At 40.7% G+C, this 13,890-nt stretch carries 13 protein-coding genes; 9 read left to right on the top strand and 4 right to left on the bottom strand.

The features are described 5' to 3' along the window. Positions 1–327: 327 nt before the first annotated feature. The 9 genes from BLP33_RS26500 to BLP33_RS26455 all read left to right on the top strand — a co-directional run bounded on the left by BLP33_RS26500 (position 328) and on the right by BLP33_RS26455 (position 7,796). A complete protein-coding gene (locus tag BLP33_RS26500) occupies positions 328–2,184 on the top strand; it encodes a DEAD/DEAH box helicase family protein (RefSeq protein WP_139160084.1) in 1,857 nt (618 codons plus the stop codon). A gap of 298 nt (positions 2,185–2,482) precedes the next feature. After that, on the top strand, positions 2,483–2,830 hold the full coding sequence (locus BLP33_RS26495) for a DNA-binding transcriptional response regulator (RefSeq protein ID WP_090534880.1): 348 nt from the start codon (positions 2,483–2,485) through the stop codon (positions 2,828–2,830). 963 nt (positions 2,831–3,793) lie between these two features. After that, the gene (locus BLP33_RS26485; protein WP_139160083.1) at positions 3,794–4,279 is read left to right on the top strand and encodes a hypothetical protein; all 486 of its coding nucleotides are present in this window, start codon (positions 3,794–3,796) and stop codon (positions 4,277–4,279) included. An 8-nt stretch (positions 4,280–4,287) separates the two neighbouring features. After that, a complete protein-coding gene (locus BLP33_RS26480; protein ID WP_090534874.1) occupies positions 4,288–4,497 on the top strand; it encodes a hypothetical protein in 210 nt (69 codons plus the stop codon). Positions 4,498–4,620: 123 nt separating this feature from the next. Further along, positions 4,621–5,118, top strand: a complete 498-nt coding sequence (locus tag BLP33_RS26475) for a hypothetical protein (RefSeq protein ID WP_090534872.1) — start codon at positions 4,621–4,623, stop codon at positions 5,116–5,118. A 308-nt stretch (positions 5,119–5,426) separates the two neighbouring features. Further along, positions 5,427–5,876, top strand: a complete 450-nt coding sequence (locus tag BLP33_RS26470) for a hypothetical protein (protein WP_090534871.1) — start codon at positions 5,427–5,429, stop codon at positions 5,874–5,876. Between the two features lie 59 nt (positions 5,877–5,935). Then, complete coding sequence (locus tag BLP33_RS26465) at positions 5,936–6,325, top strand: hypothetical protein (protein WP_090534869.1); 390 nt, start codon at positions 5,936–5,938, stop codon at positions 6,323–6,325. A gap of 259 nt (positions 6,326–6,584) precedes the next feature. Next, positions 6,585–7,199, top strand: a complete 615-nt coding sequence (locus BLP33_RS26460; RefSeq protein WP_090534867.1) for a hypothetical protein — start codon at positions 6,585–6,587, stop codon at positions 7,197–7,199. A gap of 72 nt (positions 7,200–7,271) precedes the next feature. Then, positions 7,272–7,796 carry a hypothetical protein gene (locus BLP33_RS26455; protein WP_090534866.1) on the top strand — a complete coding sequence of 175 codons (525 nt, stop codon included), beginning with the start codon at positions 7,272–7,274 and terminating at the stop codon, positions 7,794–7,796. A 902-nt stretch (positions 7,797–8,698) separates the two neighbouring features. On the opposite strand, the gene BLP33_RS26450 is transcribed toward BLP33_RS26455, so the two are convergent. The 4 genes from BLP33_RS26450 to BLP33_RS27255 all read right to left on the bottom strand — a co-directional run. Continuing rightward, entirely contained in the window at positions 8,699–9,172 is a 474-nt protein-coding gene (locus BLP33_RS26450; RefSeq protein WP_090534864.1) for a hypothetical protein, read from the bottom strand. After that, entirely contained in the window at positions 9,169–12,714 is a 3,546-nt protein-coding gene (locus BLP33_RS26445; protein WP_090534863.1) for a DUF6443 domain-containing protein, read from the bottom strand. Before BLP33_RS26445 ends, BLP33_RS26450 begins: the two co-directional genes overlap by 4 nt. A gap of 30 nt (positions 12,715–12,744) precedes the next feature. After that, on the bottom strand, positions 12,745–13,563 hold the full coding sequence (locus BLP33_RS26440) for a hypothetical protein (RefSeq protein WP_090534861.1): 819 nt from the start codon (positions 13,561–13,563) through the stop codon (positions 12,745–12,747). Between the two features lie 18 nt (positions 13,564–13,581). Continuing rightward, on the bottom strand, positions 13,582–13,890 hold a 309-nt coding region (locus tag BLP33_RS27255), incomplete at its 5' end, for a hypothetical protein (RefSeq protein ID WP_139160082.1).

The following is a 13,890-nucleotide window of genomic DNA, read 5'->3' as shown; positions in this document are numbered from 1 at the left end:
CTAATAAAGCAAAGGAATTGTAAATTAAATAGCTTAATAAGATTAGTGAAACGTTGTTTGATCTTAAATACCTTGAGTTGGGATTTTAGTAACTATTTGCTTATTAGATATTTAAGTTGTTTTTATCGTAAAGATTTCGTATATTTGTACTACAAATTCAAAGTCAATATAGCCAATCGGCAGGGTCAATTAGGGATCAGTTTAGCTAACTGATCTTTCCTTTTGTCCCAACTTTCTAGAAATTTTGACTTTTTAGATTCACCCTTAAGAATACAACCACTTCTTAAAAGTTAGATAAACCCTGAAGAACTTTAATGACTATGAAAATTGTACAAATTAACAACTACCTATGTAGTATCCCCTAAAACCCGATTAGATAAAATAATGCCTGTGGGCGTGCCTATTAATGCCTTTATCGATAAAGGACGTTGCGGTATAGGCGCAACTTATGGGGAGATTAAAAATAAAGATAGATGCACACTTATAGCTGTACCTAACATAAGTATTCTGCTATGTAAGCAAAAAGCGCACCCCGAGATCGATATTGTATATGGATTAGTATCATATCAAGATATTAAACAAATGTTGATGACAAGCAAGACAGGACATAAAATAATGACTACACCTGAAGGGATGCGCAGAATAATGAAAGCAGCCGAAGAGGTTAAACGTTATGACGAAATCGTTAGCGAATGGTTTCTATTACTCGATGAAGTACACACATTCGTGAGCGAAGCATACCGTGAAGACATATTAGCGCCATTCGATTACTTCTGGCAATTTAAAAACAAGTCTATCATTTCAGCTACCCCATACGAATTTAGCGATGAAAGATTTAAATCCTTACACCATTACCGAATCAAATTCGAAGAGAAATTGGGTAAAGTAACGTTGGTGAAAGCAAAGAGTGTTGTTGGCACATTAGACTACATACTTCAGAACTGTGATGAGTTTCCTGGGAATCTGCACATATTTTATAATTCAGTTACTCAAATTGTAGCGGCGATCAAACGGGCAAGATTAACGATAGAACAATGCAATATCTTTTGCGCGGATGATAAAGACGGAAAGAACATGCAAAAGCTTGGTGAATTGATTAATTATTTTGTTGCAGAGCCTAAAGACGGCATTTACAAGAAGATCAACTTCTACACAAGTAAGTATTTTGAAGGCTGGGATTTACGTGACATCAATGCGACGATGATTTTAGTGACGGATAAGCATCGGCCTCAAACCTGTGTAGGTGCAAGTACAAAAGGCAAACAAGCATTTGGCAGGTTGCGATCAGGCGAAATTCAAGGCGATAAACCATATCAATTAATCCATATCACAGACCATAAAGGACTTTTAGAATTGAAACCTCTTGTGCAATTTAAAATTGATTTTCGAGAGGATGCCAGGTTAGGGATAGACCACTGGAATGAAAGAGTGGCACACCGCACAAAATCAGGCATGACACTCAGTGAGAAAACCGAGGTTGACAAATACGCAGATAGAGATACCAAAACAAAAATCGCACAATTAAATCTTATGAAACTCGATCAACAAATAAACGAAGCAGCAAACAACGAGATATACAATCATATAAACTTTATAAAGCAAGATTGGGAGGATGGATACTTCAATGTTGAACTTCTTGAGGCAAATCATGTAATTGAAAATAAGAGCACTGAGAAACGGAAGTCAAAAGCTAAGCAGCTTGAAGAGGATTATCTAAAGCTTAAAGAATATAAAGGGAAGAAGGCAAATGGTATAGTATTTTCGATAGGACAATCAATTGAAGATGAAATCAAAAGCAGGAATCCAACCGCGTATCAAGCCCACGAACTACTAGATGAGGCCACAATGATAAAATTGAAGTATAACGTTAAGCGAGTTGATAGAGAAATTATTCTTAAAGAGAACACAAGAGCAGAACTAAAATTGGCCAAGCTATTGAAACAGGAATTCAAGCCTGGGAATAAGGGATACACAAATCAACATGTTAAATGCAAGTTGCAAGAAATGTATAACAGCTTAAACATTCGTAGTGAAAATGGAAAGGTTAGGATAGCTGCTGCTACTCATCTTGAAGATAATGGCTGGTTTCAAGTTGAAACAGGAAAGGTTAAGAACTCAAGAGGCATCCGGGAAAATGGCTTGCGTATCATACGTGCCAACTTTAACATACTGATGGCTGCTTGATTTATTTAGGGTATCTATTTTCTATTTAATTTAAGAAAGGTGCATTGTTATAGGGATTTACAAAGTTTGTGAATTTATTAGAATGTATAGTTATTGGTTAATCGTTAGCTAACTACCCTTTAAGTCATTCTTTAATGCTAAACATGCGGTATTGCTAACATCTTGGATAAAACATATGTTTAGTACAGTTATACAGAAAAACACTGTTTTACTCCTTTCAAATTTCAAGTATGACATATTGATTCTTCTTTTGAAAAATGTTTCATTGTTACTCTATCTTTGAGGCTTAAACAATAAGATGAAAACAGTATTACTTATAAGTAACGATAACACTTCAGCCGACACGATTAAACAAATTTTAGAATGCCAAGACTACTCAGTTAGTATTGTCGATAGCAAACAACTGACTTCTGTAGAAATGATTACACCTGAACTGTCACTCATTTTGTTGGACATTCAACATGACAATGAGGCAAGCGAATTCGTAAATAATGTTAAGGAAAAGATGGTGGGTAACAGGCCACTTATGGTTATAGCCGATCCCCGTGAAGCGGAAGCAATCTCGCAGTTAAACGCAGCTTATATCTTTACAAGGCCATTCGATTTACATGAATTTATAACTGTTACAAATAAACATACTGTGTAAATTATCAAGATTACTCGACCTCAATAGCTGCCATAGTGCAGCTATTTTTGTTTACAAGCTATTTGCGCTGATGCTATTTCAATCGCATTTATTAAAAGGTAAACTGCTCAAATTATTCGGATAGTCATTAGCGAGGCTTCCCTTTTAAATAAAGCGTTGGACAAATTCACTTACTTTCATTAACAAATCTATAATACCAAACAGAGGCCACTATAACTATACAGTAAGGTAATGCCCAAAGTACTGTCTCTTTGTATGATGACGGATCATCATACCCAAATACAATATAGAACGCCAAGGAAGAAAGGGCTGTGCCTATTACGGATAATAGACCCCTCGCCTGGTTAGTCTTCACATCAAATCGTATCAATAGATAAACTGCTAACCACAATAAGAGAAAGCTTGGTATTGAAAGTATTATTCCAAAGGGTATTGACATTAAAATAAAGTATACGCTACTTGTAACACCAATCTTTGCATATCCCATGTTAGGTTCTGTAATACCGTTAATAAAAAGATGAAGAATTGGACTAATTACGATGCTGGTTAGCCATATCTTCAAAGTGTAACCTAGTGCTTTAATAATCATGATCCAATTTAGGTTATAAGGCTAATATACACATCTACAGCAAATCCCCCCGGTATACTCTTTTCACCCCTGCTCCCTATATCAAAATAAAACGCCCCCCTACACACCTCATCTGCTCCTTAATTTTCCGGCAAGAGTGTTCTGCGCGATTTAAGGGGTTCGATTTCTACCGCCTCACCTTGTCTCGATGGAAAGCCGATTGACTTTGCGTGTGAAGGCCAAGAAGGCTGTCAGCAAAGCAGCAAAAAGCAACCTTATCGGTTGGCAGCCTAAAGCTGCCATAACTAAACTATATGTGCTGCCTTGCACCATCCTATTTCTTGCCTCCAAACTCAAACTCATCAAATCTCTAAACCATAACTAATCAACAAACAATGACACGACAAACAGAAAACGACAACAAATCAAAATCGCCATCAACATTAAGCCGCAGATGGCCTTATCGGGAGCAAAAGATGTGGAAAAAAGTCAAACCATCTACCCATCCTACCAACATGGTACTTGCCGTAGAACATGCAATGGCTGCTTACTTAGCCATACTTCAAGTGCTAAAGACCCACATCATTGAACCGGGCACCGTTTACTTTGAGCGTGATTACAGGGGCGATAATAGTGATTCTCATGCATGCTACTGCTTTGCTTTTGAGAAAGGCTATTTATACCTTGAATGCGATGCAGCTTGCAATATGCAGCTTCATTATGACTTCACCGGCTACGCTAAAGAGGCAGAGGTTGTGAAGCTCTTAAAGCTACTCATCCATTTAAAATTAGCTTCGCACAGACCACGACAGCCGGACTTGCCAACTTTCTTCAAAGGCGTTATGGCCTATCAACCTCAACAGTTTATTCACACACTTTAAAACTTACAATGAATAATCCTTATCAATTCAGCAATGCCACATCGGTAGATGAACTTTACGTATTAATCAAATGGCCTTTCGTACAGGAATTAATGGAGGAAGATTGGTTCCGGGCCGAATGCATACTTTACCAGTCATTTGACGAGCAAGAGTACCTTGATTCGGCCTACTTTGTGCCACTGAAACGCCTCTATGAATTTAAAGAGCAGGAAGGATAAGTGCCTTTCAGCCCTATTCTATTAAAAGGTAAACTTCGCAATTAACTCTTCGAGCAACACACGAAAAGCCTTGGTTTCATCAACCAGGGCTTTTCTCATTTACGAACCTTAACAAATCTCATTATGAAACCCAAGCAAAATGATCCGCCATTACTAACTTATAATAAGTCAGTTAAAGAAGCATATTTCAAAATCCTTAAAGGAGCCAAACAGCTACTCTCATCAACATTCAGGCACGAGCTTCGCTGTGCCTTGTGCCGCTCCAATAAGCCTGGAACAATGGTTAACACTATTGATGAACTTGTCAATCCAATAATTTACTTATCGCTTGAGTGCAACGATGGCGAACGTTATTCTATCCACTTTGGGTTTGAGCAGTTTAAAGAGGAATGCGAATACTCTCTAATTACTGCGAAGTTCGTTAGGCTACTTTATAAGCTTACAGCTATCGAGCATACTACAGTCAACATTGAGGATTGCATTAACACGGAGTATGTTATTACAGATTGCTCCGCATTATACGAGGCAGTTGAGGATAGCAATCATAAAAAGCATAAGCTGATTGTCATACCTTACAAACCAACCGTTAAACAAAGAAAACTCATGAAAGCCGTGGCATAGTGTCACGGCTGTTTATTAACTTCGCATAAAAACAGGAGGAAACCGCAAACATACCATTACATAGACATATCATTAAATAGAAAATATAAGCGTTAAGCTTTGTTTGTTTTGCATTCGGGAAACCTAGGAAATTTCACAAAACAGCAAAAACAAATGAGTTGGACGTCCACGCGCAAGCGTAGGGCGAAGACTTGTTTGTTGCTGTAAGGGCTCTCCTAGGTGCCTCCGATGCGCAGACTAAGTTCAGTCCTGCGCTTTCGTGTTTATAAACCTACCGATTAAGGGCTGTTCGGTACCTTAAAATTATCATGAAACCTATAATTATCGCTTTATTTATTGTTTCACTAACTTATGCCAAATCTTTTGGGCAACGCTCTCTAAGAGTTCGTATAAATGAGAAGGAATATAATATTGATGAGCAAAACCTAAATACTCTGTTTAACAACTCTTTTAGCCAGCTAATATCGCAGAAAATCACCACAGAAAACGACTTTTCACTTTGGGCTTCAACCTATTCGGATTGGAAAGATTATGCGTTAAAAGGCGTCTTTAACTTTCGTGTATTAGGTAACAGGCTGGAAGGAGTTAGCTTTGATGGGGAAATGCCTTTATTTTACCTTGGGTGGAGAGAAAACCATAAACAGGCAAAAGGCAACCCAAACCGCAGAGATAACATCTCTCGCAGGTGCAGCTTCATGAATTATTATCTCCACAAAGAGATAGTTTATTATTGTACCAATATCGTATTGGCAAACTGATTATAAAATCATTTTTTAAAACCTACCGAAGAAACTTCTCGGTGCCTTAACTAATCACAATGTATAAGCTTTTATTAATTCTACTTATCTCTACAACCCCAATTTTGTGCTTAGGGCAAACCCAATACGTCCTGACTAAAGTCTCTTATCAGAAAGTAAAGCCTGATGGCTCCTTAGAGAAAGCTCCTTTTAAAGATTTACCTAAAGGGGTTCGCGCCTTGTTATTTAGTAATGCTTTAACAATCTCAGGACTCGACGTAATAGGAGAGTCTTATAAGTTTGTAAGAAAGATTAATCAACAGGAAAAGGATGGCGTACATGTGAAATGGATTGCCTTAGATCGGAATGAAAATGCCTTTCAAATCATGATATTAGATTTTGGCAACTATTCAAGAATCGGAATACTAAACCAAAAGACGAGGAATTTCACTCTATACGAAACCCTGTAAAAAGCGATTTATCCGTAAAACATTCCTGACCTATCGAATAACCAAAAGATAAATATAACTATGAAACAAACGATTACCATGACCCTTGCAGCCACATGCCTAATTTTCGCTTTACGTTCAAAGAATAGCAACACTGGCGGACGACTTCAAACTTAAAACAAGGTAACGATCAATGGCACCTTTTTATAAGGTAAAATTAATTGCTAAATAAAACCCAACTAGAGCCTATCACTTATTAGGCTCTTTTAATAAATTGACTATGACGAAGCAGGAACAAAATAAAATCAACTGGCTCGCATCCGCGATGAGTTTGCCGATAGTTTATCGTGATGAAGTTTGCTACTATGCCAAGCAGCTAAATCTAATGGGTGCAATTGCAGGCAATGATCATCTTTTATTAGAAGAGGATTTTAAAACAAAGTACACAACTCAATATACAGATCTCGAAATTGAATTACTTACAGGCCTTTTTCAACAGTTTGATAACAATCAACAAGACTTCGTTGCCATTCCCCGAATAAGCAATGATGAGCGCGTTCGCATTCAAATGGAGTTTATGGCTACTCACCAAGATCTATCTGATTTTAATGTACTCGTTGACTATATTACGTCGCAAGATGATAACACAGCATTCATTCTACTTCATTTATTTTGCAACGAGTCACATCTGGAGTATTTGCTCGATGATTGGCAAGTACATATGAACAGGGCAATGCTCATTAAAATAAATGATTTCCTGAAACTATGGGAGATAGATTTAAGTACTGTCGAAGTTTGGGATATTGACTTTTCAAGACGTGCGATAGTTGATTTGCCCAATCAAACTCCAATTGCTCAAACATCGGGAAAGAAGCCTTTTTGGAAGATTTGGTAATTAAAGCTCATTTATCTGATAACCCATTGATTCACCGCATTTCTTTGAATATCTTCGCTCTAAATCTTTTCTATGCCGATCATCAAAGAAGCACACCATTTCGTACTCGATTCAAGCTTTAAAGCAAAACGAGTGGATAAATTGACCAACGAATCGATTGCATCGCCAACGATTATTTTAACAACTGGTAATCAATCTAACCACGGAACATTTGGGCCAGTATTCAGGGTGCCATACTCCGATGTGTATTTTACCTTTCCCAACCAAAAAGTTCATAATCGTAGCATAGTTAACGGTTGGTCTTTGACAGTTGCTGTGACTTACCCGAAATACGACAATGAAAAAGATTCGATATCTTATACTCATAACCCGATCACGTTTCTTATCACCGACCCATTTCACCGTAAGAAAGAGTTTCATTGCAAAGCAGATATAGACGAGGTAGTTAATATTTTGGCCACCTTTGTTAAATACAGTAGCAAAAGCTCTCTTGATGTTGCTGCATATGAGACGCGAATACAAGAATTAGAAAGTGAAAACGAAAAGCTTAAGGCGGTTATCTCCGACATTCAAAGCAAAATTGCGCCACTGTTTTAATTTGGAGCCATTTTTGAACTTTTTAAGTCTAATTTAAATAAGCCATCACTTGCCTTTCCCGCTTTTGGTTGCTTAGACCGAGAAAGGCAAGCTCTGCTTATGCCTGTCCCTCGCATAGCCCACCACACCAGGAAGATCGGTGTTCTTCACTTCTAAGCGCCGCAAAATATCACGCCAAGCTTCGTTACGCTCGATAAGCTTTCAGCACATCTCGCTAAACCGCATCTTTTTGCCAGTGCAACTAACTCCGCACATTATTTATTTATAAGGTATACTTTGTATATGGTTGTTTTAAAAATGTGCGGAAGTAAGACCAACGCACAGATGCGGCTTGTCACGCTATTTGAGGGCGCAAAGTCGTTCATCACATGAGCTCTCCCTGTCTTCATCAACCTTTCACCTATGCTGCGCTTTCACTTGGTCTATCGACCAGGTGAAGCTTGCAACGCTCAAGATTAACTCAGCCAGTCGCTCATCATTTTAGGCTCGCCTGCGCCATCGCAAAAGGCTTCGGTACTGTCACAGCATTTGAAATATCCAACGCTTTGCCCTTATAGTCAAATGCAGCGCCAGTAGCCTTGTGAAGCATGCTGTGAAGTCGCTGCTATGCAGCTTTCCCTTCACAGACCTTTTGCTCAACTCGCAGCGGCTCGAAGATCAGCTACAAAGCATCAATAGCCGATAATACATTTACGAAAATCCCGGATGCTGATTTCATCCAGCATTTCCTATACCTCGCAAGCAGGATGCTTGCTTTGTTTTTGGTCGAAGTTACGCTTTCGCTAAACTTCGACCAGTGAGGTGCAACAGCCACGAAAACGCTTGCGGCAGCAGGGGGGGCGGAGAAAATAACAGCAAAGCCCGGACTTGGCCGGGCTTTCTTATGTCTATCATTGTCTTGGTTAGTTTTGCTTATCGGTAAACATTATACCATCACCTTCTTTAAGTAAGTCAAACTTCCAATAAACAATCTTCTTGTACTTGTCACTATCTCCCTCGGTAGAAACCCCTATCAAATTGTCAAAAGGTGCTTCATCAACACCAAAAATCCACTTTACATCTTGAGTTGATTGGACTACGCGGCGATCTACATTATGAAAAACCCCTTTATAACCTTTATAGGTAATAATTACAGTGATTGTCTTTACTTTCTTATTAAGTTGAGGAGGTATTATATAATTACTCTTAACAATCCCATACTTAATAAAACCCTTTTCATCACTGAACGCTATGGTTAATCCGGATAAACCAGCATCTTTTTCATCTATAAAGAACTTCGAGGGAACAGAACTGTTCCTGTTTTTGATCTGACCGCTAATCTTGCAACTAATCAGTAGAAACAACAGCACTGTAATTGATATTATACGCTTTTTCATTTACCTAATTGTCTAAATTTGTCTAAAGGGAACGTTGCAACAACAGTAGCTGTGCCGCTGGCACCATTAGGCTTATAAATGTATATTGTGTTATTTCCTGCTCCTAATACGTAACTCGAACCATTTATACCAAACCTTTCACTTCTATAACCTGCATTATTTAAATCTGCAGATGATGGAGGCTGCACAAAAGATGTCTTACCGTCTCCTTTGGGATGAACATGGTAAGTACCTTCTATCTTAATCCCTACTCTGTCTTCCGTACTGCCCGTTGTATTTAAAGGATTCACACCTAAACCTTTTCCTCCCGGTTGATATACCATCCCTGGTTTAGAATCAAGTGCAACATCCTTTGTTCCTACCTTTCCATAAACCCCTCCTTCTTCATGCATACCACCTTTCGTGTCCTTTGCCTCTGTACTAGCGCTATTAGACCTATCAACAGCCGCTACCATTCTATCTCTGACAACCTCGCTTGGTAATTGTATCGCGGAAGAAACTTCAATAACTTGGGTCGTTCCTCCTGCTGAATTAGTAGTAGAGATTTTATTTATTTCATTTTGATTAGATACCACATAGTATTTCTTATCATCGATACCGTTGGTTCCAATTTTGTTACCTTGTTGATCTAGAAAATCTCCAGGTACCATCCCATCAGGATCAAGGAAACGCATTGGATTATTGAATCCATAATTGTATGGAGAATGCCTTCTCATTTTCTCCGTCAATGGATCCACGCTTCCCCATCTCCCAATGACCGGATCATAGAACCGCGCGCCATAATCATATTGCCCCAATTCTTCCTGCAGTTCTTTCTTATTATAAAGGTACTCATTCTTCGGACTTGCAGTAGTACCTCTTGATATTTCCATACCAAACGGGTAATAATCATCCTGCTGCCTGATTGCTGTCGCCGAGTTCTGATCAAAGCTTAACCGATTGTTGCCCAAATGATCTGTCAGGGTATACTCATAGATATAGTTGCCTCCGCTGTTGATCGCCCGGCCTTCTTCGGTTTGGATAAAAATGATGTTACCGTTTTCGTATTGAATGCCCTCAATATAATCGGTTATGGTCGCCCCGTTGTTTTTACGGAGTTTTTTACCTGCCGCATCGTAGGTATAGCTCAGGTTAAAACCTGTTGCGGTTACACTCTGCGGCAGGTTCAGCAGGTTATACGCAATGGTCTTCTGGTTACGGGCATCAAATTTGACATTCCCATTCGGGTCGTATTGATATGTACCCGTGGTCAGCCCGCTTACCGATTGCAATTGGTTGCCCGTATAATTATAAGTATAGGCTGAGTTTTGGCGAGTCAGGTGCTGGATATTCCCTGCCAAATCATAATCAATGCCCTGTTCATTATAGTTCTCATTAGATATACCTGCTGTCAGCCTGTTCAGCGCGTCATAGGTATAATTATAACTTTTGCTTGCGCCGCCCTGGATCTGCCAGGTTTGGTTACTGATATTGCCATTAAACGGAGCGGTATTACCATTATTATAGGTTAATTGCATGGCAAACAAGGGTGAAGTACTGCTCTTTAACCATCCACGTTCATTATAGGCATACGCGATATTCTGCATAAACGGTGCTGCTCCTGTTGCTCCGTGCAGGTGTTTGGTTTGAACCTGGCCAATCTCGTTGTAATCTGTCTGGCTCAACAATATGTTCGCACCACTGTTGATCTGCTCCTTGGTTTGCACCTTGCGGCCCATATGGTCATAAGCGTAGGTGTTTAGTATCGTTACCGATTTAACCTTATCCGTATTGTTCGCGTTTTTGACATAATGTTCACGCTTACTGGTCGTCAGTTCGCTGGTAATGTTATTATATGTATTGGTGATCTGGTCATAATTATACTGGCTTACCGTGCCGCCTAAATAGTGCTGTTTAAACAGCTGTGTTTCCCTGCCCTTATCGTCATAGTAATGTACTGTCCACAAATAATCTGAGGGGTTGTTCAGCACCGCTGTCTTACTGGCTGTTATTAATCCTGTGGTCATAGTGCTGTTCCCCGATACGGTAAAATTGGTTGGGTAACCCGGGTAACCTGCCAGAGTGTTATAACTATCATAATAGTTTACCGTCAACGCTACTGCCCCCGGACCGGTCGGAAATGAAGTGTTGGTATAACCATGAGTACCGGCAGCACTGGGAATTTCCCATTCCGTAACTCCTGACGATGCGTTCTTTAGTGTTGTAGTTATATAATCCTGAAGGCCCTGCCTGGTTTCGGTATGTCCACCTTCTGTACCGGTCATAATTACCCTGCCTAAAGCGTCATATTTGATAAAGCTCCAGTCCTGAGGCGATTTGATCCGTTGATTGCCATCCTGGGTAAAGATCACCTGGTCTAAAAGGTTATATACCATATATTCCCAATCTTTACCCGGCAGCCTCTTTTGAACCATCCTGTTCCGCTCATCATACTGGTACTGGTAGCATAAATTATCCAGTGTGGCTTGATTGGCGGCACTGGTGATACCCGCGTCGGCATTGCTGTTCGGAGGCAATACAAAAGCCAGGTTTCCCAGATCATCGTACACATAATAGGTTGATAATACCTGTACGGTTGTGCCCACCTGATTAAATGTCCGTTTCAGTATCACATGCCCCTCTTTGTCTTTATACTCTTCTGTAGTGCCGGGCTTCCCGCTTACCCAGTTCTCATCTTTGCTTATTGTTACGTACAGCTGACCGGCAGCATAGTTGGCACCGTTTGCGTGGTTGAGCGTCCGGCTTTGATCACTGTTGATCGCTGCTGTGTACAAAACTGCCAGGTAACTGTTGTTTACATCACTTAGCGCGGTGATATTATTGGTGGTATAATCTATCTTATTGGTATGCCCGGCAGTGCTGCCCGCTACCGGCTGCCATACGGCACCGGGAGCTCCCTGTTCCAGCACCCGGTTCAGTGGCGAGGGTTCAAAATTGGTCATAGAAAAAGGGCTTGCAACCGCCGAAACGCCCGAGCCTGATGGCGGGGAGGTATAAAATGTATTCTGGTCGCTGATTGCTGCGCTTTTATAGCTCCCGTCTGCTGCTCCCTGTGCCGCGTAAGGCAGGTACGTTTGTGCTTCCCGCCCGAACTGGTCATATACAAATGGCTGGACCACATCTTTACCCGCTGTCGACCCTTTTACCTGTACCGTTTGCAGCGGCCTGCCCAACCCGTCAAAGTATTGCACTGTTTGCATCAGGTCACAGGCCGTTTTACCGCTCGTGCTAAACGAGCTCATTGCCGTACGCGGCGTACTGGTAATAATATAGTTCTGGTTTTGGCTAAAACTGTTTGTTAGCTGCTGGCAGTCGGGATTGGCGATATACAGGTTCAGGCTGCTACCAGTTGCTGCCGTAAAACTGAAGTTTGGGTTCAGCGTGATCCCCGTATAGTTATAATATGAGCCCGCTGCCGGTGCTGCTGTTAATGTTGCCGGAGGCGACAGGTAGATTTGTGCCGCCAAACGCATACTGCCTGTAAACAGCGATATAAGTAAGGAAACCGTAAAACGGTTTCTGTGACGAGCATTTCTTTTCATGCTTCAAATATTTAGCTGTGATAGGTTCGGTTATTTTTTTGCTTTCCCTGAAGCAGGCTTGAGTTGTTGCTTTAACGCGTTGATCTGTTCCTGGAGCGAAGCCAAAAGCTTGTCTTTTTTCTTGTCCTTCTGCTCGTTCTCTATCGCGTACAAGGTCAGTTCTTCCACTTTCTTCATCAGTAACTTGTTCATCTCGCTGACATTAAGCCCTTTTTTGGTCATTTCCTGTTCTGAAGGGATTTCCGGTAAATGCTGGTTTTGATCGATATATGCTTCGACCTCCGATAACGGTGCCAAGCGATAATCTTTTTTGAACACATAATCACTCCAGCCATTCAGGTCGATCAGCACGGATTTAGAATGTATGGTGCCATTAACATCCAGTTTGTTTTGCGGGTCCGTTTTGCCAATACCTATATTTCCAGAGGCATCTATGGTAAGCCTCCGGATGTTGCCTGTTACCAGGCTAAAAGAAGGGAGATTGGCATATACATTACTGCTTTCCAATAGCATTCCGCCCATTTTGTCAGATTCACCTGTGGTGCTTTCGCTTGATAATTTGAAAACGAGGCCGATCTGCCGTTGTACTGCATCTGCGTTTACGCCTGGATGGTTCAGAACTACCAGATCAGCAAAGGTTGCCGGTCCGGTCCCTGTTACTACATTAAATTTGGACGTAACAGATGGAAATAAAGCCGCTGAAGCATTGACTACTGTTGGGGTTGTCGCCCCGATAACCACACTGCCCGCATTATTGGTATATATATTGGTGCCGCTGGTTGTCCATTGCGCAAAAAGATAGTTCGAGATAAAAACGAATGGAATGGTGATTAAGGTTAATTTTTTCATGTGATTGGTTCTAATTTGTTATTGTCCCTGGTAATGGTAATCTGTATGTTTAACGATGTTGCCGTCTTTATCCCTGATGTTTTGCAAACGTCCGAGGCCGTCATATTCGTAGTACGAGGCATTGTTCTTCGGATCTATCGAACTGGTCACGCCGATCAGCGGCGTATAAGTATAGGTGGTCATCTGAGCGCCCTTCGGATATAACCTGAGTTCATCAATATTACCTGTACCTGATACGGCAACTGTCGTCTGCCCGGTAACCTGGTGCTCGTAATAGGTCCACCCGTTAATAGTCCCTCCTTTCAGCGGGTAACCGGCTACGGTACC

This window comes from Mucilaginibacter sp. NFR10, assembly GCF_900100445.1.
Classification (GTDB): domain Bacteria; phylum Bacteroidota; class Bacteroidia; order Sphingobacteriales; family Sphingobacteriaceae; genus Mucilaginibacter; species Mucilaginibacter rubeus.
This window is presented reverse-complemented; position numbering and strand designations above follow the sequence as displayed.